Genomic DNA, 24,538 nt, shown 5'->3' on the forward strand with positions numbered 1-24,538 from the left:
AGTACAACAAACGACTGCTCGTTGCGACGACCACGTGAACCCGTCACGAATTTCCGCTCACGTGCGGCGAAGCCGCTCAGACGCTGTCGAGCGACTGGTCTCGTGTTTCCTTCATGATGATCAACGCGATCAAGGTCAACGCTGCAGCGATGGCGAGGTAGACGCCAACCCAGCCGACGCCGTAGCTGCTCACCAGCCAGGTTGCGATGAACGGTGCCACTGCGGCTCCGAGGATCGACGCGGTGTTGTACGAGATTCCCGAGCCGGTGTAGCGCACGTTGGTCGGAAACAGCTCGGGCAGAACGGCACTCATAGGTCCGAACGTCAGGCCCATCAACCCGAGGCCGACGCACATGAACACCAGCATCTTGCCTGCCGACGCGGACGACGGGTCGGCGAACCAATGGAACGACAGACCGAAGAGCACGATCGCCGCGGTGATGACGATGAGCGTGGGGCGACGGCCGTACTTGTCTGCCAGCAGTCCGGCGACCGGAATCAGTGCCGCGAAGAACAGCACCGCAATGAGCTGCAGCTCCAGGAAGTCGGTGTACGGAATCGCGAGCTTGGGGCCGTTGACGTCGGACACCTTGCCCGTTCCGTAGCTGACCACCCACGTGGTCATGATGTAGAACAGCGTGTACGTGGCGAGCATGACGAAGGTACCGATGATCAGCTGACGCCAGCTGGTCTTGAACACCTGAGCCAGCGGGGTCTTGACCTTCTGGCCGCGCTCGACGGCCAGCTTGAACACCGGCGTCTCCTCGAGCTTGAGTCGGACGTACAGGCCGATGATCACCATGATCGCGCTGAGCAGGAACGGGATTCGCCAGCCCCACGTGAGGAACGCGTGGTCGGTGCCGGCAGTCGCGGAGTCGTAGCCGGTCGCGATGACGATGAGCAAGAAGATGCCGTTGGCGAAGAAGAAGCCGATCGGCGCGCCCAGCTGCGGGTACATCGCCGCCCAGGCTCGCTTGCCCGGCTTGGCGGTTTCGGTGGCCAGCAACGCCGCACCGCTCCACTCACCGCCGAGGCCGACGCCCTGGGTGAAGCGCATGATCGCCAGCAGAGCCGGAGCCCACAGACCCACCGCGGCGTACGTCGGCAGGAGTCCGATCGCGAACGTCGCGACACCCATCGTCAGCAGGGACCCGACGAGGGTCGCCTTGCGTCCGATGCGATCACCGAAGTGGCCGAACAGAATCGAGCCGATGGGCCTGGCGACGAACGCCAAACCGAACGTCGCAAACGACGCCAGCAGCGCGGTCGTGTCGTTGCCCGCGGGGAAGAACAGCCGCGGGAAGACGAGCACTGCGGCGGTGGCATAGATGTAGAAGTCGAAGAACTCGATCGACGTGCCGACCATCGAGGCGATCACGATGCGTGACCGAGGCACCTGAGGTGCGGGAATTGCGCCGTCGTCCGTGACGGCGTGTGCTGAACTCACGAATTGCTCCTGAAGAGGGAAGTTCCCTGAAAATTACCTGATGAACACCTGAGAATTTCACGCCCCCGGTCCGTTCGTTGCCGATTCGTGCAACATTTCCGTGTTTGTCTCGACGGGCGGGGAGGTAACCATCGGCGGGCCGAGCATCGCTCGGCCGCCGCGTAGCGGTTAATCTGCTACCTAGGCACTACTGTCGATACGATTCGCATAACACCGAGCAGAGCGATTACAAGGGGTCGAGAGTTGAGCGTCAGCAATGACAAGGGATACGGCAACGGCGTCCCGAACACGATTTCGTCGATACCTCTGACCGATGTCGATGCCCGCACCCCGGGTAGCGCCAGCATCGGAAATCTCGTCAAGGACGCCACCACCCAAGTCTCGACGCTCGTGCGCGCCGAAGTCGCCCTCGCCAAAGCCGAGGTCACCGGCGAGGTCAAGAAGGGTCTGCAGGGCAGCGTCTTCTTCATCATCGCGCTGACGGTGCTGCTGTTCAGCACGTTCTTCTTCTTCTTCTTCGCCGCCGAACTGCTCGACGTGTGGCTCTACCGCTGGGCCGCCTTCCTCATCGTGTTCGCGGTCATGGTCTTGGCCGCGGCGCTGTTCGGTTTCCTGGGCTATCGCAGGGTCAAGAAGCTGCGCAAGCCCGAGAAGACCATCGACTCGCTCAAGCAGGCGTCGACGGTGCTGCCGAACCAGCACGATTCCATCCCCGGAATTCCCGGCTACAAGAAGTAGTCGACGCCCGGCGAGTCGAGCAGTATGAATCAACCCGATCCGTCCACGGTCCGCTATCCGGGACAGTGGATCCATCGCGATATCCACGCCAACGGAATCCGGTTCCACATCGTCGAAGTCGGCGAACACGAACCGAACGCGCCGCTGGTGGTCCTACTGCACGGCTTCGCCGATTTCTGGTACTCGTGGCGACACCAACTCGATGCACTCGCTCGGTCCGGTGTACGCGCCATCGCCGTCGACCTGCGCGGGTACGGCGATTCCGACAAACCCCCACGCGGATACGACGGGTGGACCCTGGCGGGCGACATCGTCGGCCTGATTCGCGCCCTCGGTTACCCGAATGCCACGTTCGTCGGCCACGCCGACGGCGGACTGGTCTGCTGGGCCAGCTCGGCTCTGCATCCACGTCTGGTGCGCTCGATGGTGCTTATCAACGCCCCGCACCCCATCTCTCTGCGCCGTGCAGTGTTGAAGGATTCTGCACAACGCGCGGCTCTGCTGCCACACTTCGTTCGCTACCAGGTTCCGCTGCAGCCCGAAAGGCTGCTGACCCGTCGAGGTGGCGGCGCGGTGGAAGAACTGATGCGTAGTCGAGCCGGGTCCGCCTGGAAGAGCACCGAGGATTTTGCAGACACCGCAGCCAAGATGAGCTCTGCCATCCGCATTCCCGGTGCCGCACATTGCGCGCTGGAATATCAGCGCTGGGCGTTCCGCAGCCAGTTCCGCTCCGACGGACGCCGCTTCATGGACGCCGTGGACGTACGCACCTCCATCCCCGTTGCGCAGATAAGCGGTGACCTCGACCCGTACGTGTTGCCCACCACCCTCGATCGGGATCGGCACTGGGCCCCGGGGCTGACGCGTCGAACAGTGCGGGACGTGGGGCATTACGTGCACCAGGAAGCACCGGACGTGGTGTCCGAGGAGATCCTGCGCGTCGTCCGCGAGAACTAGACGACAGGGCCAGACGACAGGGTCAGACGATGCAGTCGCCGGTACCCACGCTGACCGGTGCATCGAAGCTCTGTGCCAGCTCGTCCGCGATCTCTGAGGCGGTCAGAACGAATCCAGTGTCGGGGTCGTCGACAGCGGCACCGAACACGACACCGAGAACCTCACCGGACGAGTTGACCAGTGGTCCACCGGAATTGCCCTGTCGCACCGATCCGCGCACCGTGTAGACCTCGCGTTGGACGGTTCCGGTGCGGTAGATGTCGGGGCCGCTGAGGTTGATGATCTCGCGGATCCGGGCCGGGCTCGCTGTGTAAGGACCGCCGCCGGGGTAACCGAGCACGATGGCGTCGGATCCCGATTCGGCCGGCGTCGGAGCGAAATCGAGCACCGGTGCCTGCAGCTGCGAAACACGAAGCACCGCAACGTCTTCTTCGGGGTCGAACAGTACGACGTCGGCGTCGAGCGGGCCGTTGGGAGAATCGACGGTCACCTCGGACGTCCCTGCCACGACGTGCGCGTTGGTCATCACCAGGTCGGACCCGACGACGAAGCCGGAGCCTTCGAGGGCTTTCTGGCAGCTCGGCGCGATGCCGTTGATCTTGATGACGCTCGACTGCAGCGCCACCGGAATCGGACCCGCTGCGATGCCCGAATCCGGAGCCGCGACGTCGGCAACCGGCGTGCGACCGAACGGTCCGATGACGTCCGGCAATCCGGAGGTGTCGAGCAGCGCCGAGAATTCCTTGGGCACCTGACGCAACCAGTCGGGTGCCACCTCGTCGACTTTGCCCAGGACCGTCGAGCCACGCACCGCACTGGCGACCTCGGGCTGCGACGACGACGTCAGCGGGATGGCGAGCAGCCACGCGGCAGCAAGAACGGCCGCGGCCTGCAGACCCGCCCCGATCGTGCTGTCCACGGATCTCGCTGCGCGCGAATGTATTCCGCTACGCAACGCGCGACCCAGCACCATGCCGGCTACCTCGCCGACGATCACCAACACCACGATCAACGCGATGCCGACGAATACCCGCATTCGCGAACCGTCGACGTGTTCGAGCACGTGCGGTGCCACCAGAATGCCGGCAACGGCCCCGAGCACGACGCCGAGAAACGCCAGCGCCGACGCCACCGCACCCTGCCGCCATCCCGATGTTGCCGCCAACAATGCGATGGCGACCACCGCGATATCGACCCACCCTGAACCCGTCACCGATCGAGCCTCGCTCCTACCGCAGTCAAGCTGGCCTCCAGATCGCGTATGTCCCCCGTGTCCCACTCGGACTCCCAGCCCGACACAGCGAGCAGGCCCGCCAGAATACCGCCCGTGAATCCCCACACCAGCATTCCCTGTACCGAAAAGGCCGGGCCCTGGTAGCCGGCGGGGTGGCGCACCTGGAATCGGTTGTCCGGATCGAGCAACTCTCGCAACGGAACTCGCACCACCCGCTCGGTTTCGCCCGCGTCGACCACCCGAACCGGACTCGGGGACTGCCAGTACGAAAGCACCGGAACCACGTCGAAGCGCGACGGCGGCACATAGATCCCCGGCATCGTTGCCAGCGGTACGACGCCGGCGGGGTCGAGACCGGTTTCCTCCTGCGCCTCACGCAGCGCGGTACCGATGGGACCGTCGTCACCGGGATCGGTGGCACCACCGGGGAAGGCGATCTGTCCGCTGTGATCACGCAGCGTCGACGCGCGCTGGGTCAGCAGCACGTCGGCATCGGCTGGTAGCCCACCGGGAGCGGTCGGATCAGCGGCGGCCGGCCCACCGAACAGCACCAACACCGCCGCGGAACGGGTTTGGTCGGCCGGCTGCGCGTGCCGCTGCAGCACCGGGTTGATGCCGGTGGTGTCGGTCAGTCCGTTCGCGCTGCCGGCGACGTCGAGCATGCGCCCGAGCCACTCGGGTGCGCTCACGACGCGACTCCGAGGTTCTCGCGCACGGCGTCGGCGATGTCGTCGACGCCTGTGAAGGGTTGAGGGAGCACCTTGGCGACAGTGCCATCCGCAGATATCAAAACGGATACGGGCAGAACGTTCGGTGCTCCCACCGCGGCCGCGACGCGGCCGCCGCCGTCCTGAACTCCGGGCAGGGTGACCCCGTAGTCGGTGAGCCGAGTGAGGCCGTTCGCCTCGTTGGCGTCGTTGTGCACCGTGAGGACCGTGACGGCATCACCCGCCCGCTCCGCGTATTGCTGCAGGTACGGCAATTCCTCCGCGCAGGGTCCGCACCAGTAGGCCCAGATGTTCACCAGCGCGGGTCGACCGGCCAGGGCCTGGCCCAGGTCGATGTACGAGCCGTCGCCGATGCATTCGAGTGTGATGCCCGTCAACGGGCCCGCCGAATTGCCCGACGGAGTCGGACATGCGGCGAGACCGGCGCTGCGCCGCAGCGGTGCGAGCGCTTCGGGCGTGTCGGCGGCCCGGCGCTCGGCCGTCGACGGTCCTGCCTGACCGAGGCCGGGGCCGTCCGAGACCTGCGCGCCGGGAGGTTCACTGCGGGGCCACAGCGCATAGACCATCCCGACGACGAGAATGAGCGCAACCAGAGACCAGCGAAGAGCGGCCTTGTTCACGACACGATTCCGGCAAGAGCGAGAAGGTGTTCGGTCTCGGGGCCCCTCACCAGGGCCGCAGCGGCGGCCGGATCGGTCGGACCGAGGCCGAACGACGGGCAGTCCTTCGCGAGCACGCACACCCCGCACGCCGGAGTACGGGAGTGGCAGACGCGTCGGCCGTGGAAGATGACGCGATGCGAGAGCAGAGTCCACTCTTTTCGCTCGATCAACGCGCCGACCGCGTGCTCGGCCTTGACCGGGTCCTCTTCCTCCGTCCACTGCCAGCGCCGCACCAACCGACCGAAGTGGGTGTCGACCGTGATGCCGGGTACGTCGAACGCATTGCCGAGAACGACGTTGGCCGTCTTGCGGCCGATTCCCGGCAGGGTGACGAGGTCTTTCAGCGTCGACGGCACTTCGCCGTCGAAGTTCTCCAGCAACTTCTGCCCTAGCCCGATCAGCGAGTTGGCCTTGTTCCGGTAGAAGCCCGTGGTGCGGATGAACTCCTCGAGTTCGGTGCGGTCCGCTTCGGCGTAGTCGCGGGCTGTGCGGTATCTCACGAACAGTGCCGGAGTGACCACGTTGACGCGCTTGTCGGTGCACTGTGCGGACAGGATGGTCGCCACGGCCAGTTCGAGGGGCGTGGTGAAGTCGAGTTCGCAGTACACGTGCGGGAAGGCGACCCCTAGCGTCCGGTTCATTCGCCGAGCTCGACGCACGAGCCCGAGGTGCGTCTCCTCGCGTTTGCGCACGTCGGGGCGTTTCGGAGCTGTCGAATCCACTCCACAACTGTACGGACAAGAATGCGTAACGAACTACGCGACCGCACCGAGCTGTGTTTGTATCGAGACCTTTTCGGTGTTAACTGGCCGGTATGCAAGGACTCGCCGTGGTGCTCTTTCCGGTACTACTCATGCTCTTCGCACTCGCGATGGAGCGCTTCGAGTTCCGGCTCAGCAAGCTCGGCGTCCGGGAGCACGAAGTAGAGGAATTCCTCGATCAGGCGAGCAGGTCCGAGGTCGCCACACTGGCCAACGAAGGCTTCCCGCACGCGCTGGCTCGGTTCAACACCCGCAAGCGTCGACAGACCCCGCCGCGAACCATCGACACGCGCGACGGCATGGTCGACCGACGCGCCAGCTGAGCATCCGTTTCGTCCGTTAGGCCGTATTTTCGATGAATATTCGGTGAACGGGGACACGCACGCAATCGCTCTGGCAACCTGTGGTGGCGTCGATCACTCGGTTTCGACCGAGTCGAAGTAGACTCCCCTGAGGTAATTGTTGTGTTTGAACATTGCACCGGCTTCGACGCCTGAACTGCCCACGCAGTTCGGTGGGTGGCACGACTGTGTACAAACGCCTTCGGTGGTGCGGGTTTGCCGCATCGTCGACATCCCTAAAGGAGCGCAAGTGGACGACGTCCTGGCACGGGCCGGCATCTTCCAAGGAGTCGAGCCCTCTGCGGTTGCGGCCCTGACGAAGCAGCTGCAGCCTGTCGATTTCCCCCGCGGACACGTTGTGTTCAACGAGGGTGAGCCCGGAGACCGGCTCTACATCATCGTTTCCGGCAAGATCAAGCTCGGACGACGCTCCCCCGACGGCCGCGAGAACCTGCTGACGATCATGGGTCCGTCGGACATGTTCGGCGAGCTCTCCATCTTCGATCCCGGCCCCCGTACGTCCTCGGCCACCACGGTCACCGAGGTGCGCGCGGTCAGCATGGACCGCGCTGCGCTCAAGGACTGGATCGACCAGCGCCCCGAGATCGCCGAGCAGCTGCTGCGCGTGCTGGCCCGCCGGTTGCGCCGCACCAACAACAACCTGGCCGACCTCATCTTCACCGACGTCCCCGGACGTGTCGCGAAGGCGCTGCTGCAGCTCGCGCAGCGCTTCGGTACGCAGGAAGCGGGATCGCTTCGCGTGACCCACGACCTGACGCAGGAAGAGATCGCTCAGCTCGTCGGAGCCTCTCGCGAGACCGTCAACAAGGCTCTGGCCGACTTCGCACACCGCGGATGGCTGCGCCTCGAGGGCAAGTCCGTGCTGATCTCGGACTCCGAGCGTCTGGCCCGCCGAGCTCGCTAGGCCGAGTTCCGTCGAGACAGCAGCTCGCTAGTTTTCTCGAAGGTAGGCCAGCTGCGTTTTGACCGACATCCGCGCAGCCGGCCACAGCTTCTTGTCCACGTCCGAATAGACGTGGCGTACCACCTGCATCGGTTTCGCGTTCTCGCCGATCTCGACGAGCGCCGCGCGAACCTGATCCAACCGCTGCCGACGGTGAGCGCGATACGCTCGCGCCACCTCGGCAGCGTCCGGCAGTTCGGGTCCGTGCCCAGGCAGCGCCATCTTTCCGGCACCTGCCGCTTCCAGCCGGTCCAACGAGTCGAGGTAATCCGCGAGGGAGCCGTCCTTCGGGTCGAGCACCGTGGTGCCGCGGCCGAGGATCGTGTCTCCCGTCAGAATTGCGTCATCGAGCACGAAACTCACCGAATCTGCCGTGTGCCCGGGCGTGTGCAGAACTTCGATGCGCAATCCGGCCGCTTCGATGATCTCGCCGTGGGCCAATGTCGCACCGTCCCCGTGCAGAAACTTCTCGCCGATCGCCCGCACCGGAGCGGACGTCTTACGGTGGAACCGCTTCACTCCGCCTGTGTGATCCGCGTGGCGATGGGTCACGAGCGTCAGAACCACCGTGCCCGACGCGGCGACGGCATCGAGATGGGCTCGGTCCTTCGGACCCGGATCGACGACGATGCACTCCTCGGACCCGGGAGCCCGCAGAATCCAGGTGTTCGTTCCGTCGAGAGTCATCTTGCCCGGGTTGTCGGCGAGCAGAACCGACGCGGTCGGCGTCACCTGCCGTAGAAGTCCGTACGCGGGATGCTGTGGGTTCGAGACGGCCATGAAAGTACTGTAGGTCGCCCGCTCCAGGCCGTGGTGACGAGGACTACCGTCGACTCTCATGAAGATCGGACTCGTCGGAGCGGGCCCCTGGGCTCGCAAGACTCAAGCCCCCTCGTTGGCCGCTCATCCGGGAGCGGACTTCACCGGAGTGTGGGCACGCAGACCGGATGCCGCGGCCGAACTGGGAGCGCCGGTCTTCGACTCGTTCGACGCATTGTTGGGCGCTGTCGACGCGGTGGCGTTCGCAGTGCCGCCGGCCGTGCAGGCCGGGTTGGCGCTGCGCGCAGTCGAGGCAGGCAAACATGTGTTGCTGGACAAGCCGATTGCGGCAACCGTGGCCGAGGCCGAGCAACTTGCGGCGGCCGTCACGGCAGCCGGAGTGCGGTCGATGGTGACCTTGACTCTCCGATTCGCCCCGGAGACAAGACAATTCCTCGACGCGGCGGCCGGACGTACGTGGGCAGCAGGATCGGGAACCTGGTTCTCCGGAGCGATCCTCGGCGGGGCATACGCCAATTCGCAGTGGCGACACGACGACGGGGCGATACTCGACATCGGGCCACACGTGTTCGACCTACTCGACGCTGCACTGGGAACCATTGCGCGCGTTGCCTACTCGCACCGCGAGGTGGCGTCGGACAGTTGGACGGTGCTGCTCGAGCACGAAGGCGGCGCCCGCAGCACGGTGCAATTGTCACTACGGACGCCGATCATGCCGTCGCTCATGCGCATCGAGCTGAGCGGTACCGACGGAGTCGAGACCCTCACCGATCGATCCACCTCGTCGACCGATTGCTTCGCCGTGTTGCTGGACGAATTCCTCGAGTCGGTCGAGTCGGGTGTCGATCACGAATGCTCGGTGCACCGAGGACTGCACCTCCAGAAGGTGATCAACGCAGCTCGACGATGAGCTCCACTTCAACCGAAGCACCGAGGGGCAGTTCAGCAACCCCTACAGCCGAACGGGCGTGCTTGCCTGCGTCGCCGAAGATCTCACCGATGACGTTCGAAGCCCCGTTGATCACCCCGGGCTGACCGGTGAACCCCGGTGCGGACGCCACGAAGCCGACGGCCTTGACCACGCGTGCGATCGAGTCGATACCGACGAGCCCGTGTACCGCGGCGAGCGCGTTCAACGCACAGATGCGCGCCGCTGCAGTGGCGTCCTCCGCCGAGACGTCGGAGCCGACCTTGCCCGCAGACGTCAGATCTCCGTCCACGATCGGCAGCTGACCCGAGGTGTAGACGAGGGAACCCACCTGTACCGCCGGGACGTACGCCGCCAACGGCGGAACCACGTCGGGCAGCTCGATGCCCAGCTCGGACAGCCGTTCGCTCCAGTCGGCCATCTGCGCTCAGGCCTTCGGACGCTTGAAGTACGCGACCAGCGTGTCGCCGCCGTTCGGTCCCGCCATGATCGTGACGAGCTCCCAGCCCTCGGAACCGTAGTTGTCGAGAATCTGCTTGGTGGCATGAATCAGGACCGGTGCGGTGAAGTACTCCCAGATGATCTTTTCGCTCATGACTGGTGAGCCTATCGTCCGGCCGAACACGAGGGGTGCGTCACTGCGAACACGGGATTGCCGGTTCCGTCGGACGACCGGCATCGAGTCTCTATATGGTCGAGTCGTGGGTACATCGAACGAAGAGGGATGGCCGGCGAAGGCAGATGCCGCGCGGCTGCATTTCGTGTCCGGCAAGGGCGGCACCGGCAAGTCGACGGTCGCCGCCGCGTTGGCGCTCGCGCTCGCCGCAGGCGGCCGACGCGTACTGCTGGTGGAGGTCGAGGGACGGCAGGGCATCGCGCAGCTGTTCGACGTGCCGCAGCTGCCTCCGGTCGAGACGCGCGTGGCCTCGGCCGACGGCGGCGGCGAGGTCTACGCGCTGGCCATCGACATCGAGACCGCGTTCCTCGAATACCTGGACATGTTCTACAACCTCGGTTTCGCCGGCCGTGCGATGCGCAAGATCGGTGCCATCGAGTTCGCGACGACCATCGCGCCAGGTCTGCGCGACGTTCTCCTGACCGGCAAGGTCAAGGAATGTGTGGTGCGGACGGACAAGAAGGGAAATCGCGCCTACGACGAGGTCGTCGTCGACTCGCCGCCGACCGGTCGCATCGGGAACTTCCTCGATGTCACCAAGGCCATGGCCGATCTGGCCAAGGGTGGCCCGGTGCGTTCGCAGAGTGAGGGCGTGGTTCGGTTGTTGCACTCGGCGGACACCGTCGTGCATCTCGTCACACTGCTCGAAGCTCTGCCGGTTCAGGAGACCGCCGACGCGGTACGTGAACTCGAAGCGGCGGATCTGCAGCTGGGCACGGTCATCGTCAACCGCACCGAACCGACATTCCTGCCGGACGACTCGCTCGAGGCCATCGCTGAGGGTGACATCGACGCCGCTGCCATCCAGGACGGCCTCGCCAAGACCGGAATCACGCTCTCCGAGGCCGACTTTGCGGGTCTGCTCACCGAATCGATCGAGCACGCGTCGACGCTCTCGGCTCAGGTGGAGAGCGCGACTCAACTCGACGAACTCGACGTCGCACGCATGTCGTTGCCGATGTTGGCCGACGGTGTCGATCTCGGCGGCTTGTACGAGCTCGCCGCCAAGCTGGCAGAACAGGGTGTCCGATGACTCGACCAGTAGCAACCGAACTCGACGTCGATCGCATTCTGACCGATCCCACGTCGAGGATCGTCGTGGTCTGCGGGGCAGGCGGGGTCGGTAAGACGACGACGGCAGCCGCGATGGCGTTACGTGCCGCCGAGCAGGGCAGGCGTGTGGTGGTGTTGACGATCGATCCGGCCCGCCGTCTGGCTCAGGCTCTGGGGCTCGGCGATCTCGACAACAGCCCGCAGCCGGTGAAGTTGGGTGCCGGTGCCAAGGGCGAGCTGCACGCGATGATGCTGAACATGCGGCGCACGTTCGACGAGATGGTCATCGAACATTCGACGCCGGAGAAGGCCCAGCAGGTCCTCGCCAACCCGTTCTATCAGACGGTGGCGTCGTCGTTCTCGGGTACGCAGGAGTACATGGCGATGGAGAAGCTGGGGCAGTTGTCCCTGGATCCGTCGTGGGATCTGATCGTGGTGGATACGCCCCCGTCGCGCAATGCACTGGATTTCCTCGATGCACCGCAGCGGCTCGGCTCGTTCCTCGACGGCCGGTTCATCCGGCTTCTCACCGCTCCCGGCCGTGGCATCACCCGGGTGGTCACCAGCGCGATGAGTTTGGCGATGCGCGGTGTCTCCACCGTCATCGGAAGCCAAATGCTCTCGGACGCATCGGCTTTCGTTCAATCACTGGATTCGATGTTCGGCGGATTTCGCGAGCGTGCGACGCGCACCTACCAGCTGCTACGCGAGGACGGCACCAGCTTCCTCGTCGTTGCTGCCGCGGAGCCCGACGCATTGCGAGAGGCGGCGTTCTTCGTCGAACGCCTCTCGGCGGAGAAGATGCCGTTGGCCGGCCTCGTGGTGAACCGGACGCACCCGACTCTGTCGTCGGTGCAAGCCGATCATGCTGCCACCGCCGCAGACCTGCTCGATCGGATCGACGACCCGGGCTCGACGCTGACCGCTGCGGTTCTACGAATTCACGCGCAACGCGCTGTGACGGCAGCGCGTGAAGTGCGGCTGCTGCGGCGCTTCACCGGTGCGCACCCTCGAGTGCCCATCGTCGGTGTCCCCTCCCTGCCGTTCGAGGTCTCCGACCTCGCCGCGCTACGTGCGGTGGCCGATCAGCTGACCCGCAAGGGTTAGATCGGCCGCGCCCGGCAGGCCTTCGGACCAGCCGGGCCCGGCAGGGGCTAGATAGCCGCTTGCTGCTGGCGCTGGGTCTCGAAGAATTCGGACCAGGAGTCGACCTCAGGGTGCTGCTTGAGCAGCGCCCTGCGCTGGCGTTCCGTCATGCCGCCCCACACGCCGAACTCCACTCGGTTGTCGAGTGCATCCGCACCGCACTGCATCAGCACCGGGCAGTGCCGGCAGATCGTCGCGGCCTTGCGCTGCGCTGCGCCCCGGACGAAGAGCTGATCCGGGTCCGTGCCCTTGCAGCGGGCGTGCGACACCCAGGCGATGCGTGCTTCTGCTTCTTCTACATCGAGTCGCGTCGGCGCGGTTGTCGTGTGCATGCGGATACCCCTTTGCGTGTCGGTCGTCCTCGCTGGACGCCCCGGAGGCTCCAAGAAAGTTTGTACCTCGCTGGCGAAGCACAGATTCTAAGAGCTGCCCCACAATCATTATCAAGTGTTACGTGAATCACACCGTGCTCATAATTTAGGTAAAGCGAGCCGCGAATGCAAGACGGCGAGGTCACATTTCTGGTACGGCCGTCCCGAGCAGGGGCGCAGCACACAGCGCGTGCGGGCCTGATGCCGGTCCGAGCGGCACCCACGTACGCTGTGCTCTGTGTCAGTCGGAAAAACCGTGGCGAAGCTCGCCGGATGTTCAGCACTCGCCGGTGCGTTGCTCGCCGGCGTGATGTTCCCCATGGCCGGAGGATTCGGGTACGCCTCGAATCGTGCCGCCGATACCGTCGACAACGTGTCGGCCGAATTGGTCGAGGGCGCAGTACCTGCCGTCTCGACGATGACGGACGTCAACGGCACACCCATCGCCTGGCTGTACGAGCAGCGCCGTTTCGAAGTACCGAGCGACAAGATCTCCAACGAGATGAAGCTCGCCATCGTCTCGATCGAGGACCGTCGATTCGCCGAACACCGCGGTGTGGATTGGCAAGGCACGCTGCGCGCGTTCCTGACCAACACCACCAGCGGCCAAGTGCAGCAGGGCGCGTCCACGCTCGATCAGCAGTACGTGAAGAACTACCAACTGCTGGTGGTGGCCAAGACCGACGCCGAGCGTCGTGCCGCGATCGAGACGACCCCCGCCCGCAAGATCCGCGAGATCCGGATGGCGCTGACGCTCGACAAAGAGCTCACCAAGGACGAGATCCTCACCCGGTATCTCAACCTGGTGCCGTTCGGTAACGCGTCCTTCGGCATCCAGGACGCGGCCCAGACCTACTTCGGCATCGACGCCAGCCAGCTCAGCGCCGTCCAGGCCGCGATGCTCGCCGGAATGGTGCAGTCCAGCTCGGCCCTCAACCCCTACACCAACGAGGAGGGTGTGCTCGAGCGCCGGAACACCGTGCTCGACACGATGATTCAGAACCTCCCCGAGCGCGCTGCAGAACTTACTGCCCTGAAGGCCGAGCCGCTCGGTGTGCTGCCGGTCCCCCAGACCCTGCCCCGCGGATGCATCGCGGCAGGCGACCGCGGATTCTTCTGCGATTACGCACTGCAATACCTCGCCCAGGCCGGAATCAGCCAGGAGCAGATCGACAAGGGCGGGTACCTCATCCGCACGACGCTCGACCCCGCAGTGCAGAACTCCACCAAGGCCGCGCTGGTCGAGAACACCAGCCCGACCCTCGACGGCGTCGCCACTGTGATGAATGTCGTCGCACCCGGGCAGGACCAGCACCGGGTTCTCGCGATGGGCAGCAGCCGCACCTACGGCCTCAACGCCGACGACGACGAGACCGTGCAGCCGCAACCGCACTCCCTCGTTGGCAACGGAGCGGGCTCGATCTTCAAGATCTTCACCACGGCCGCAGCCATGGAACGCGGACTGGGCACCAGCGCAACGCTGCAGGTTCCCAAGCGTGTCGAGGTCAAGGGCGTCGGCGACGGTGGTGCCCGAAACTGCCCCGCGTCCACGTACTGCGTGGAGAACGCGGGCAACTACCCGCCCGCGCTGTCCATCACCGACGCGCTGGCTCAGTCCCCCAACACTGCGTTCGTCAAGCTGATCGAGTCGGTGGGCGTCACGCCGACGGTCGATATGGCCGTTCGCCTCGGCCTCCGCTCGTACACCGATCCGGGTTCGTCGGGCACGGAGCAGTCGATGGCCGATTTCCAGAAGAGTCAGAACCTCGGCTCGTTCACCCTCGGACCCACCTGGGTCAACCCACTGGAATTGTCCAACGTGGCTGCCACGCTCGCCTCCGGCGGCAAATGGTGCCCGCCCACCCCCATCGACTCGATCTTCGACCGCGACGGTAAGCCCGTTCCGGTCGCTCACCAGGCCTGCGAGCAGGTCGTCGAGCCCGGCTTGGCGAACACCCTCGCCAACGCGATGAGCAAGGACGACCAGGCAGGCGGCACGTCCGCGTCCGCGGCCGGATCCGCCGGCTGGAACCTGCCGATGTCCGGTAAGACCGGTACCACCGAGTCGAACCGATCCTCGGGCTTCCTCGGGTTCACCAACAACTACGCCGCCGCCGTGTACACCTACGGCGATTCGCCGACGCCCAGCGAGATCTGTTCGTTCCCGCTGCGGCCTTGCGGCTCGGGCAACCTGTACGGCGGTAACGAGCCGGCGCGGACGTGGTTCGACGCCATGACCCCGATCGCCAACAACTACGGTCCCATCGCGTTGCCACCCGTCGACCAGAAGTACGTCCGCGGCTCCGCCAACGGTCAGGTTCCCGATGTCACCGGGCAGAGCCAGTCGTCGGCAACAGCCACACTGCAGGGCGCAGGCTTCCAGGTGACGGTGGCCACGACGGCCGACCAGGCTGCCCGTGGCACCGTGGTGTCCACGTCGCCGTCGGGTTCGGCGGTTCCCGGATCCAACATCACGCTCTACGTCAGCGACGGCTCGGTTCGACCGGCCCCGGCTCCGGCCCCTTTACTGCCGAACATTCAGATACCGGAACTACCGCCGGGCATCCAGATACCGGCGATCCCCGGGTTGACGGCACCTCGATAGTGCCTGCGGCAGTGGTGCGGTTGTGTGCCCCAGAGGGGACCTGACCGCACCACTGCGCGGAGCGCACTACAGGCGGTCTTTGACTGCCTTCGACAGTCGCGAACCATCGGCCTTGCCGGCTGCGAGGCCCGACGCGATCTTCATGACCTGACCCATCTGCTTCATCGCCGGTCGCTCACCGAGGTCCTCGGCCACCTGGGCGATAGCGGTGTCGACGATGGTGGCCAGCTCCTCGTCCGTGAGCGGGGTCGGCAGATACTCGTTGATGATCTGCGCTTCCGCGTGCTCGTTAGCGGCGAGCTCGCCGCGCCCGTTCTGGGTGTAGATCTCGGCCGATTCGCCGCGCTTCTTCGCTTCCTTGGCCAGCACTTTCAGCACGTCGTCATCGGTCAAATCATGGGCCTCCTTCCCGGAGACCTCCTCGGTCTGGATGGCGGCGAGAATCATGCGCAGCGTTGCCAGGCGGAGTTTGTCCTTCGCCTTCATCGATGCGGTCAGGTCGGTACGGAGACGGGCCTTGAGTTCGGACATGGCGGAAACGCTACGCGGAGCAGTCGTCGGCTCGCACGTCCATATCCCATTGCTGCCGTATCGTGGAGAGCGTGTCCGCACAATTCAGTCCCTCGTTTCTCCGTACCTCTACGCAACTTCGCAGCGCCTCCACGCAACTGCGCAATGCTGCCGAACAGGCTCGCGATGCCGTCAGGGCAGCGCCGCTGAAGAGTTCCGTGATCGGGACTGCAGGCGCGGCAGCGTTGGGGCTCGGATACGCCACCCTCATCGAACGCAATGCGTTCACGCTGCGCGAGACGTCCATGGCCGTGCTGGAGCCGGGTTCGGCGACTCTGCGGGTGCTGCACATCAGCGACCTGCACATGATGCCGGGCCAGCGGATGAAGCAGAACTGGCTACGTGAACTGGACCGGCTCGAGCCCGATCTGGTCGTCAATACCGGCGACAACCTCTCCCACCAGCGCGCCGTCCCCAGCGTCGTGCAAGCGTTGGGGCCGATGCTCGGCCGGCCGGGCCTGTTCGTGTTCGGCAGCAACGACTATTTCGCACCCAAGCCGAAGAACCCGCTCAAGTACTTCGACAAGAACCACAAGCGCACGACGGGTGAATCGCTGCCGTGGCGCGATCTGCGGGCGGCGTTCTCCGAGCGCGGCTGGCTCGACGTCACGCACGTGCGTCGTGAGCTCGAAGTCGCCGGGGTACGCATCGCGGCTGCCGGGGTCGACGACCCTCACCTGAAGCGAGATCGATACGACACCATCGCGGGCCAGCCCAATCCTTTGGCCGACCTGCGCCTGGGCATCACGCATTCGCCGGAGCCGCGGGTCTTGGACAAGTTCGCCCAGGACGGTTACGACCTCGTCCTCGCCGGTCACACCCACGGTGGGCAACTGTGCCTGCCGTTCTACGGCGCCCTGGTGACGAACTGCGCGATCGACCGTTCCCGGGTCAAGGGTCCGTCCAAGTGGGGTGCGCACACCCAGCTGCACGTCTCTGCGGGCGTAGGAACTTCGCCCTACGCGCCCGCACGCTTCTGCTGCCGGCCCGAGGCCACCCTGATCACGCTGACTCCGGCCCCCAGAATGGGTCCGAAAAACGTCTCCGACGAGGGCGTTTCGCGTTCCGAGGCAGTCGTGAGTTAGACTTCTCCAGCGGTACACGGGGTGTGGCGCAGCTTGGTAGCGCGCTTCGTTCGGGACGAAGAGGTCGTGGGTTCGAATCCCGCCACCCCGACAGTTGGACCACGAAAAGGGACCCACTCGATTCAATCGAGTGGGTCCCTTTTCTTTGCCCTATCGACGCTACTGTGAGTCGACTCTGCCGACCCCGAGCGAACGGATCTCACGACAATGCCGACCCCCACCCGCGTCCACGTCACCCACCGGTTCGTTTCTCCGCCTGAGGTCGTGTTCGCGGCGCTGTCCGAGCACGAGAACCTCGGGCCGCTGTTCATGGCGAAGGTCGTCCGAGTTCGGGACGGAGAGACATCTCGCAACGGGGTCGGCTCCGTGCGCAGCCTGAAGCTCGGACCGCTGCCCGCGTTCGAGGAAACCACGATCACGTCCGAGCCGAACTCGCTGATCGAGTACCGCATCACCAAAGGCGGCCCGCTACGCGGCCACTGGGGCGTGCAGAAGTTCACCCCCACCACCGACGGCGGCACCGAACTCGACTACACGATCGGATTCGACGCGCCCGTCCCCGGACTCGCCGCGATCGTCGGTAAGGCATTGACGTCGAGCATCTCGAAGAACTTGCCGCGACTCGCTCCGTAGAGGGGCATGCGGCGTCATCCTCGAGTATGACGATCTCGATACTCTCGTGCGACGACTCTCCATGATCGACGCGCCAGAGTCGAAGCATGGACATCGTCAGAACTCACAGCCTCGGCAAGCGCTACGACACACACACCGTCGTCGACGACGTGAACCTTCGCATTCCTGAGGGCTGCGTCTACGGCTTTCTCGGTCCGAACGGATCGGGCAAGTCGACGACCATGAAAATGCTGCTGTCACTGATTCGACCGACCTCCGGTGAGGTGGAGATCCTCGGTAGACCGATGAATCACGGCACCCGCCGCGAATTGCTCTCACACATCGGATCACTCATCGAAGCCCCACCCGGATACGGACATCTCACGGGTGCGGAAAACCTTCGCATCGTGCAACGCTCGCTCGGACTGCACGCCGAACAGATCGACCGGGCAGTGGCCACCGTCCGGCTGCAGGAACACCTGGACAAGAAGGTGAAGAACTACTCGCTGGGGATGAAACAGCGCCTCGGCATCGCGATGGCGCTCGCCCGCGAACCACAGCTTCTGATCCTGGACGAGCCCACCAACGGATTGGACCCGGCCGGCATCGAGGAGATCCGCGGCCTGCTCCGTCACCTCGCCGAACACGGTGTGACAGTGATGGTCTCGAGCCATTTGCTCGGCGAGATCGATAAAACGGCAAACATGCTGGGAATCCTGAGCCAGGGCCGCTTGATTTTCCAAGGCACCCGCGACGAGCTCTTCGCTGCCTCCACTCCGGACGTACTTATCGACGCGATCGATCCGAATCGCGCGAGTTCGGTTCTGCAGCAAAGGTTCCCGGTTCGGATCGACGACCACACGTTGAGACTGTCCGGCATCGACGATCGAGGTACCGCACAGGTGGTGGCGGAACTCGTCGGCGCAAACGCAGGCGTCTACGGCGTTCGGCGCGACGATCAATCGCTCGAAGACGTGTTCAGGAATCTGACGAAGGGCGGCCGATTGTGACTACGGTACGCAACGAATTCGCCAAACTCAAGCACCTGCACATCGGCGCGATCGCCGCACTGCTGGTCGCCGCGATCGTAGGGTTGACCGTCGTCGGCGCTCTCACCGCGGCGACGTCGAACGATTCGACAGCAGTGTCCTGGGCACTGCCACTGGCCGGTCTGTCCCTTGCCATCCCCATCGCGTCGCCGCTGCTGATCGCGGTGATGGCCAGCCGCACAGTGGAAGTCGAGCACCAGTCCAACGGCTGGCTGCTGAACCAGACCAATGGAGCCGACCGCGGGGCACTCGTTCGCGCGAAGCTCGTCTCCACGGGCCTCGTTGTCGGCGGCGCGACGGTGGCGGCCAGTGCTGCAGGTGTATTTCTGGGGACCGCCATCGGAGTGACCCAACCGTTGCCTGCCGGCCTGTGGTTGGGCTACACGGCGGCGGCAGTGACGGCCAACCTCGTGGTACTCGCTCTGCACCTGCTGATCTCGGCGCGAGTGGACAACCAACTGGTCGCGCTGGGAATCGGCATCGTGGGTACCGTCATCGCGATCTGCGCCTCCGGATTCCCGTCCTGGGCAGCCCACCTGACGCCGTGGGGGTATTACTCCTTGGCATCTGCCGCCGACTACCGAGGCGAGCAGGTGGTGACGCTGAACCCGTCCTACGCCAGCATCGCCGCCCTCGGCGCCGTCGGGGCAGTGTTGTTCTGGCTCATGACCGTTCGACTCGATCGACAGGAGGTACGAGCATGAACGCGTTCTCGGCCGAACTGATCAAGCTCAGGCGCTCGCAGGCATGGGCAGTCGTCGTTCTCCTCCCGCTGATCATCGCCGGGGTCGGAACGTTCAACACGATCGCGTCGGGCGCAGAGTTGGCAGAGGGATGGCGCACATTGTGGTTGCGCACAGTCGTGTTCTACGGCCTGTTCCCACTCGCACTCGGCGTTGCCGTAATTGCCTCGCTGGCCTGGAAATTCGAACACCGAGGAGGGAATTGGAATGCCCTGATGAGTGGGCCGGTTCCGTCGGCGCGCATCGTGATCGCCAAGACGGCTGTGGTGGCGACGCTGACCGCGGTCATGAACATAGTGATGCTGGCAGCCGTCGTCGTTCTCGGCAAGGTGGTCTTCGCGCTCGACGGCATGCTCCCTTCCGAGCTCTTCGCGACCAGTGCACTGGCCGTGGTGGGTTCGCTACCGGTGGCGGCTCTGCAATCCGGTCTGTCGATGGCGATCAGATCGTTCGCGGTGCCGATCGCCATCGCTCTCGTCGGGGCCGGCATATCGGTGTTCCTCCTCACCGCCGAGGTGACCGGGGCAATTTTCGTGTTGCCCTATGCACTGGCAACTCGCGCAACCCAAATGGCCTCCGGAACCTTCGATGACTCCGGTTCGCTGACCACCGGGGCCGCACTGTCGGTCCTGACGGCCACGGCACTGCTCACTGTCGTAGTCGTCGCACTGACCGGCAGGGCACTCGACCGCAAGGACATTCACGTTCAGTGACAGCGCAAGACCCCGATCGACGGTCTCGACCGGGGTCTCGTCGGTTGTGCTCAGCTGGACGCTGCGCGCAGCTTCTCCAGCAGCGGGCCTGCGGCCTCGGCCAAGAAGCGCTCCTGGGTCTCGTCGCCCACCTGCACCAGGGCGATGTCGGTGTACCCGGCCTCCCAGTACGGCTTCACGGCCTCGACGATGGCGTCCAGGTCCGGTCCACACGGAATCGTCTCGGCCACATCTTCTTTCCGTACGAATTTGGTGGCTCCGGCGAATCCTGCCGTGGTCGGAAGATCGGCGTTGACGGCCCAGCCACCGGCGAACCAGCGGAATCGATCGTGTGCGCGATCGATGGCGGCGTCCTTGTCGGGATCCCAGGAGATGGGGATCTGGCCGATGGACCGTGCGGGGCCGTCATGGTTGTCCGACCAGGCCTTGACGAGATCGGCGTCCGGCTCGGTGGCGATGAGGTGATCGCCGTACTCGGCGAACCGCGCCACTGCCTTCTCACCGCCGGCCGCGATACCGATCGGCACGCCGCCTTCGGGCAGGTCCCAGATCCGCGCGGAGTCGACGCGAAAGTGCTTGCCCTCATAGGTGACCAAGCCGCCGGCGTGCAGTGCCCTGATGATCTCGAGTGCCTCGACGAACATGTCCTGCCGCTTGTCGATGGACGGCCATCCCTCGCCGACGACGTGCTCGTTCAGATTCTCTCCGCTGCCGAGGCCGAGGGTGAAGCGCCCGTCGGCCAAAATTTGCAGCGTGGCCGCCTTCTGCGCGACGACGGCCGGGTGGTACCGGATGATCGGGCAGGTCACGTACGTCATCAGCTCGACGCGTTCGGTGGCCTGCGCCACCGCACCCAGCGTCGTCCAGGCGTAGGGCGAGTGACCCATGGACGAGAGCCACGGTGAATAGTGGTCGCTGCTGACCTCGAAGTCGAAGCCGACTTTCTCGGCACCGACGGCGTATTTAACCAGCTCCTTCGGGCCGCTCTGCTCGGTCATCAGCGTGTATCCGAAATTGGTCATATGTGTCTCCTAGATAGTTGCGACGGAACCGGCGTCGACTCGGTAGTTGGATCCGTTGACGAAGGACGCACGATCCGAACACAGGAATGTGATCACCGCGGCGACTTCCTCGGGCTCACCTCGACGTCCCAGTTCCATGTACGGACGCTCCTCGTCGAGGAAGCTCTCGATGGCACCGTCACGGTCGGTGCCCTTCTCGTCGGCGCGCTTGTCCATCATCGCGTCGGTCATCGGGGTGTGGATGAACGCGGGAGAGACTGCGTTGACCAGCAACCCCTCCGACGCATAGCTGCGCGAGAGTCCCTTGGCGAGGGCCAATACCCCGGCTTTGGCTGCGCAGTAGGGTAATTCGTCGTCGTACGGCTGCACGGCGTCCTCGGAGGTCAGCAAGACGATGCGCCCCCAGCCGCCGCGGCGGAGTGCGGGCAGAAATGCCCGCAGTAGCCGGACGGGACCCATCAGGTCGATGTCGAGGGTGGAACTCCACCCCTCCTCGTCGATCTCGTGAAACAGTCCTTGCGCGCCCGTCACCCCCGATGACTGGACGAAGATGTCGATGTCGCCCACGGCACGCTGTGTCTGCGCCGCCAAGTTTTCGACGGCCTGAGTGTCGGTCACGTCCGCAGCGAACGCGAACAACTGCCCATCGGGTGCTTCGAGCTGCGCTGCTGCGTCGTCGAGCGAGGTCTGATCCTTGTCGCTGATCACGACCCGAACACCCTCGGCCAGCAGCATTTTCGCGGTGTGCCAGCCGATACCGGAGTCTGCTCCGGTCACCAGTGCTGTCCTACCGTCGATTCCCAAATCCATGAAATCCCACCTTGTCCAAGAGATTGCTGTCAGGCTGTGGCGTCGTGCGAGCGCGCAATGGTCAGCGCCGCGTTCACCAGGGCCAGGTGGCTCAAGCCCTGCGGGAAGTTACCCAGAAACGACCCATCCGAAGCATCGATCATCTCGCTGTACAACCCGACGTCGTTGGACAGCTCCACCAGCTGGTCCATCAGAGCTGTGGCTTCGTCGTCTCGGCCGACGCACGACAACGCCGACACCCGCCAGAAGGCGCAGGCCACAAAGGTCGCTTCTTCCTCGGCGACTCCGCTGTAGCGGTACATCAACGGTCCGGCACCCAGCTCGTCGACGAGCGCATCGATGGTCGACGAAAGACGTTCTCCGCGATCGAAATCCATCTCGGCCGCCAGCAGCACCGACGCGTCGAGTCCGTCGGCTCCCGGGTAGGCCAGGTAGGCCTGCCGTTCCTCCGACCAGCACTGCGTCTCGATGTAGCGCCGAATGCATTCCTTCTCGGCCTTCCATCGATCCGGGATGCCCGGGATCTCGCCGGCCTCCGCCAAGTGCACCGCGCAGTCCAGCGCCTGCCAGCACCCGAGCTTGGAGCTGGTGTAGTGCTGCTCGTCCTCGAGCTCCCAAATTCCGGCGTCCTTGCGCTGCCACGAATCGCACGCCTCGTCCGCGATGGTGGCCAGCAGTCGACCGGTCTGCGCGTCGAGGATATTCCCCGCGTCCACGTACTGCCGGATGATCGAGAACAGATCCCCGAAGATCATCAGCTGCAGTTGATCTGCCGCAGCGTTACCGTTCACCACAGGCCCGATGCCTCGCCAGCCGGGTACGTCGGGCTGCTTGGTCCCGCCGGGCAATTCGCCGCCGAGGGTGTAGAAGACGTTGACCAGGGGATCGTTGGATCGGATGACTTTCAGGAGCCACGCCACCGCCGCATGGATTTCCTCACGAAGCCCGAAACGTTGCAAGGCGCGAATCGTGTACGCAGCATCGCGAACCCACGCGTAGCGATAGTCCCAGTTCTTACCACCGGTGCGGTTCTCGGGCAGTGAGGTTGTCGCGGCGGCAGCAATGGCACCGGACGGGCTGTGCAGCAACAACTTCAGCGCCAGCGCACTGCGAGCGACATGCTCCGCCCATGGCCCCTCGTACGAGAACTCGTCGGACCACACACGCCAATTGTCGATGGTCCGGTCGATTCCCTCGTCGAGGTGCTGCGGATCCGGCAGCGGCAGCGGTTCGTTCTCGGTGCCCACTACGCCGAGTACGTGCCGAGAGCCCGGGTGTGTGGTGAGGGCACCGCTGATGTCGCGGTCCGCGAGCTGCACGTCCTCTATGCCCAATGTCCTTACCGCCAAGGTCAATCCGTCGACGCGCAGGACGGTACCGTGTTCGGTGTCGTACGCCCACGGCGAGGCAATCCCCAGCATGGTGCCCGGCGCGACCGCCCACGTCAACTCGACGCTGCCGTCGAGGCCCTCGACGCGACGCGCCAACTCCACCCAGGGCAACCGTCCGGCCACACCGGTGTTGAGCGAGTCGGTGATCCGCACGGTGCCGGCGTCGGTACGAAACGTGGAGCTCAGAACGTTGGTGCCGGGGACGAATTCACGCTCGACGGTGAATTCGTCTCGCGGCGCGAGTTCGATGTAACCGCCGTGTGGCGCGTCGAGCAGCGCCGCGAACGGAGGCGGTGAATCGAGATTCGGAACCGGGAACCAATCGATGCGGCCGTCGTCGGCGATCATCGCCACGGTCCGGCCGTCGCCGATCGCGCCGTAGCTCTCGATGGGGACGTAACCGTCGACCCTGGGGTGCGGCTTGCGGAACTCGCTCAAGCACTTGCCTTGTCATCGGAGTAGACGGGACTGGTCTCGATGTTCGCCAGCAGATCGGCGGGGTCGTCGAACACTGCTACTGCTCCCGCGTCGAGCAATTCGCTGCGTGAGATCCCGCCGCTCAGCACACCGATGGCGCGTACTCCCGCCCGTCCGGCCGATTCGATGTCCCACACACTGTCGCCGACCATCAGGGCACGCTCTGCCACTACACCGGCGCGCTCGAGCGCCACCGCGACGATATCGGGCTCGGGCTTGGCCACCTCCGCATCCTCACCGGACGTCACGACGGCAACCGAGTCCTCGACGTCGAGCAGATCACGCAGTGTCGAGAGCTCGCTCTCGGGGGCAGATGTGGCCAACACGACGGTGAGTCCACGGGTATTCAAGTCCGCCAACAGTTCACGGGCATCCGGGAGCACTTCGAGATCGGACGAGGCATCTGCGTAGTACTCGCCGTGTAGCTTCTTCGCTTCCTGCGCCACCGCACTGTCGGACGACCCGACGAGCGTCTCCAGCAGCTTCGACCCGTCCATCCCGATGCTCCGATGGACGCGCCACGACGGCACTTCGCGCCCGGCGTCACGGAATGCGCGGGACCACGCGTACACATGCACGTAATTGGAATCGACGAGCGTGCCGTCGATGTCGAGCAGAACCGCATCGACCGTCGGTGTGAAAGCAGGCATGCCCTTCGAATACCCGTGGGTGATG

Annotated in this window: 27 protein-coding genes and 1 tRNA gene; 14 read left to right on the forward strand and 14 right to left on the reverse strand. The window is 64.9% G+C overall.

Annotated elements, in window-relative coordinates; translation table 11 throughout:
• Positions 1–76 precede the first annotated feature (76 nt).
• Positions 77–1,447 (reverse strand): MFS transporter, encoded by a 1,371-nt coding sequence (locus QM797_RS24670; RefSeq protein ID WP_283278327.1) that lies wholly within the window; start codon positions 1,445–1,447, stop codon positions 77–79.
• Positions 1,448–1,690: 243 nt separating this feature from the next.
• Between QM797_RS24670 and QM797_RS24675 the strand changes: the two genes are divergently transcribed.
• A complete protein-coding gene (locus tag QM797_RS24675; RefSeq protein ID WP_057477131.1) occupies positions 1,691–2,185 on the forward strand; it encodes a phage holin family protein in 495 nt (164 codons plus the stop codon).
• Between the two features lie 24 nt (positions 2,186–2,209).
• Entirely contained in the window at positions 2,210–3,142 is a 933-nt protein-coding gene (locus QM797_RS24680; protein ID WP_283278328.1) for an alpha/beta fold hydrolase, read from the forward strand.
• A 22-nt stretch (positions 3,143–3,164) separates the two neighbouring features.
• Here QM797_RS24680 and marP read toward each other — a convergent pair whose 3' ends face one another.
• From marP to nth, 4 genes are read right to left on the reverse strand one after another with little or no spacing between them, the layout of a single operon-like run.
• A complete protein-coding gene (gene marP / locus QM797_RS24685; protein ID WP_283278329.1) occupies positions 3,165–4,355 on the reverse strand; it encodes an acid resistance serine protease MarP in 1,191 nt (396 codons plus the stop codon).
• On the reverse strand, positions 4,352–5,038 hold the full coding sequence (locus QM797_RS24690; RefSeq protein ID WP_283278383.1) for an NUDIX hydrolase: 687 nt from the start codon (positions 5,036–5,038) through the stop codon (positions 4,352–4,354). Before QM797_RS24690 ends, marP begins: the two co-directional genes overlap by 4 nt.
• 23 nt (positions 5,039–5,061) lie before the next feature.
• Entirely contained in the window at positions 5,062–5,670 is a 609-nt protein-coding gene (locus QM797_RS24695; RefSeq protein ID WP_283278385.1) for a TlpA family protein disulfide reductase, read from the reverse strand.
• Between the two features lie 50 nt (positions 5,671–5,720).
• Positions 5,721–6,407, reverse strand: coding sequence for an endonuclease III (gene nth, locus QM797_RS24700; protein ID WP_283278387.1), 687 nt, complete (start codon positions 6,405–6,407; stop codon positions 5,721–5,723).
• Between the two features lie 173 nt (positions 6,408–6,580).
• On the opposite strand from nth, the gene QM797_RS24705 reads away from it, so the two are divergent.
• Both QM797_RS24705 and QM797_RS24710 read left to right on the forward strand, forming a co-directional pair.
• On the forward strand, positions 6,581–6,850 hold the full coding sequence (locus QM797_RS24705; protein WP_283278330.1) for a hypothetical protein: 270 nt from the start codon (positions 6,581–6,583) through the stop codon (positions 6,848–6,850).
• A 268-nt stretch (positions 6,851–7,118) separates the two neighbouring features.
• Positions 7,119–7,793, forward strand: coding sequence for a Crp/Fnr family transcriptional regulator (locus QM797_RS24710; protein WP_027494494.1), 675 nt, complete (start codon positions 7,119–7,121; stop codon positions 7,791–7,793).
• A gap of 27 nt (positions 7,794–7,820) precedes the next feature.
• On the opposite strand, the gene QM797_RS24715 is transcribed toward QM797_RS24710, so the two are convergent.
• The gene (locus QM797_RS24715) at positions 7,821–8,612 is read right to left on the reverse strand and encodes an MBL fold metallo-hydrolase (RefSeq protein ID WP_283278331.1); all 792 of its coding nucleotides are present in this window, start codon (positions 8,610–8,612) and stop codon (positions 7,821–7,823) included.
• A 58-nt stretch (positions 8,613–8,670) separates the two neighbouring features.
• Between QM797_RS24715 and QM797_RS24720 the strand changes: the two genes are divergently transcribed.
• The gene (locus tag QM797_RS24720; protein WP_283278332.1) at positions 8,671–9,522 is read left to right on the forward strand and encodes a Gfo/Idh/MocA family protein; all 852 of its coding nucleotides are present in this window, start codon (positions 8,671–8,673) and stop codon (positions 9,520–9,522) included.
• Here QM797_RS24720 and QM797_RS24725 read toward each other — a convergent pair.
• A complete protein-coding gene (locus QM797_RS24725) occupies positions 9,503–9,961 on the reverse strand; it encodes a RidA family protein (protein WP_283278333.1) in 459 nt (152 codons plus the stop codon). The two genes, QM797_RS24720 and QM797_RS24725, sit on opposite strands and share 20 nt — an antisense overlap.
• Before the next feature lie 6 nt (positions 9,962–9,967).
• Entirely contained in the window at positions 9,968–10,135 is a 168-nt protein-coding gene (sp36, locus tag QM797_RS24730; protein ID WP_094609297.1) for a Sp36 family protein, read from the reverse strand.
• Between the two features lie 106 nt (positions 10,136–10,241).
• On the opposite strand from sp36, the gene bagA reads away from it, so the two are divergent.
• Together bagA and bagB are read left to right on the forward strand one after the other, a co-directional pair.
• The gene (gene bagA, locus QM797_RS24735) at positions 10,242–11,249 is read left to right on the forward strand and encodes an ATPase BagA (protein WP_032380028.1); all 1,008 of its coding nucleotides are present in this window, start codon (positions 10,242–10,244) and stop codon (positions 11,247–11,249) included.
• Positions 11,246–12,376: an ATPase BagB gene (gene bagB, locus QM797_RS24740; protein WP_283278334.1), complete on the forward strand. Its 1,131-nt coding sequence runs from the start codon at positions 11,246–11,248 to the stop codon at positions 12,374–12,376. The genes bagA and bagB overlap by 4 nt, the downstream gene beginning before the upstream one ends.
• Positions 12,377–12,423: 47 nt before the next feature.
• On the opposite strand, the gene QM797_RS24745 is transcribed toward bagB, so the two are convergent.
• Positions 12,424–12,747, reverse strand: a complete 324-nt coding sequence (locus QM797_RS24745; RefSeq protein WP_008712729.1) for a WhiB family transcriptional regulator — start codon at positions 12,745–12,747, stop codon at positions 12,424–12,426.
• Between the two features lie 295 nt (positions 12,748–13,042).
• Between QM797_RS24745 and QM797_RS24750 the strand changes: the two genes are divergently transcribed.
• Complete coding sequence (locus QM797_RS24750) at positions 13,043–15,391, forward strand: penicillin-binding protein (RefSeq protein WP_283278389.1); 2,349 nt, start codon at positions 13,043–13,045, stop codon at positions 15,389–15,391.
• Positions 15,392–15,457: 66 nt separating this feature from the next.
• On the opposite strand, the gene QM797_RS24755 is transcribed toward QM797_RS24750, so the two are convergent.
• Complete coding sequence (locus tag QM797_RS24755; protein WP_283278335.1) at positions 15,458–15,922, reverse strand: GatB/YqeY domain-containing protein; 465 nt, start codon at positions 15,920–15,922, stop codon at positions 15,458–15,460.
• Positions 15,923–16,107: 185 nt separating this feature from the next.
• Between QM797_RS24755 and QM797_RS24760 the strand changes: the two genes are divergently transcribed.
• From QM797_RS24760 to QM797_RS24785, 6 genes are all read left to right on the forward strand, one after another.
• Positions 16,108–17,046, forward strand: a complete 939-nt coding sequence (locus tag QM797_RS24760) for a metallophosphoesterase (RefSeq protein WP_283278390.1) — start codon at positions 16,108–16,110, stop codon at positions 17,044–17,046.
• A 17-nt stretch (positions 17,047–17,063) separates the two neighbouring features.
• Positions 17,064–17,137: transfer RNA gene (locus QM797_RS24765), tRNA-Pro, on the forward strand.
• Positions 17,138–17,253: 116 nt separating this feature from the next.
• On the forward strand, positions 17,254–17,679 hold the full coding sequence (locus QM797_RS24770) for an SRPBCC family protein (protein WP_283278337.1): 426 nt from the start codon (positions 17,254–17,256) through the stop codon (positions 17,677–17,679).
• 86 nt (positions 17,680–17,765) lie between these two features.
• Positions 17,766–18,668: an ABC transporter ATP-binding protein gene (locus tag QM797_RS24775; protein WP_283278338.1), complete on the forward strand. Its 903-nt coding sequence runs from the start codon at positions 17,766–17,768 to the stop codon at positions 18,666–18,668.
• Positions 18,665–19,411, forward strand: coding sequence for an ABC transporter permease (locus QM797_RS24780; RefSeq protein WP_283278339.1), 747 nt, complete (start codon positions 18,665–18,667; stop codon positions 19,409–19,411). Before QM797_RS24775 ends, QM797_RS24780 begins: the two co-directional genes overlap by 4 nt.
• The gene (locus QM797_RS24785) at positions 19,408–20,163 is read left to right on the forward strand and encodes an ABC transporter permease (RefSeq protein ID WP_283278340.1); all 756 of its coding nucleotides are present in this window, start codon (positions 19,408–19,410) and stop codon (positions 20,161–20,163) included. The genes QM797_RS24780 and QM797_RS24785 overlap by 4 nt, the downstream gene beginning before the upstream one ends.
• Before the next feature lie 50 nt (positions 20,164–20,213).
• On the opposite strand, the gene QM797_RS24790 is transcribed toward QM797_RS24785, so the two are convergent.
• The 4 genes from QM797_RS24790 to QM797_RS24805 are packed head-to-tail and all read right to left on the reverse strand — an operon-like array spanning position 20,214 to position 24,513.
• A complete protein-coding gene (locus tag QM797_RS24790; RefSeq protein WP_283278341.1) occupies positions 20,214–21,185 on the reverse strand; it encodes an LLM class F420-dependent oxidoreductase in 972 nt (323 codons plus the stop codon).
• Between the two features lie 9 nt (positions 21,186–21,194).
• Complete coding sequence (locus QM797_RS24795; protein WP_283278343.1) at positions 21,195–21,995, reverse strand: SDR family NAD(P)-dependent oxidoreductase; 801 nt, start codon at positions 21,993–21,995, stop codon at positions 21,195–21,197.
• 29 nt (positions 21,996–22,024) lie between these two features.
• Positions 22,025–23,824, reverse strand: coding sequence for a glycoside hydrolase family 15 protein (locus QM797_RS24800; RefSeq protein ID WP_283278344.1), 1,800 nt, complete (start codon positions 23,822–23,824; stop codon positions 22,025–22,027).
• A complete protein-coding gene (locus QM797_RS24805; RefSeq protein ID WP_283278345.1) occupies positions 23,821–24,513 on the reverse strand; it encodes an HAD family hydrolase in 693 nt (230 codons plus the stop codon). The genes QM797_RS24800 and QM797_RS24805 overlap by 4 nt, the downstream gene beginning before the upstream one ends.
• Between the last annotated feature and the right edge of the window lie 25 nt (positions 24,514–24,538).

Source organism: Rhodococcus sp. IEGM 1381, assembly GCF_030056795.1.
Classification (GTDB): domain Bacteria; phylum Actinomycetota; class Actinomycetes; order Mycobacteriales; family Mycobacteriaceae; genus Rhodococcoides.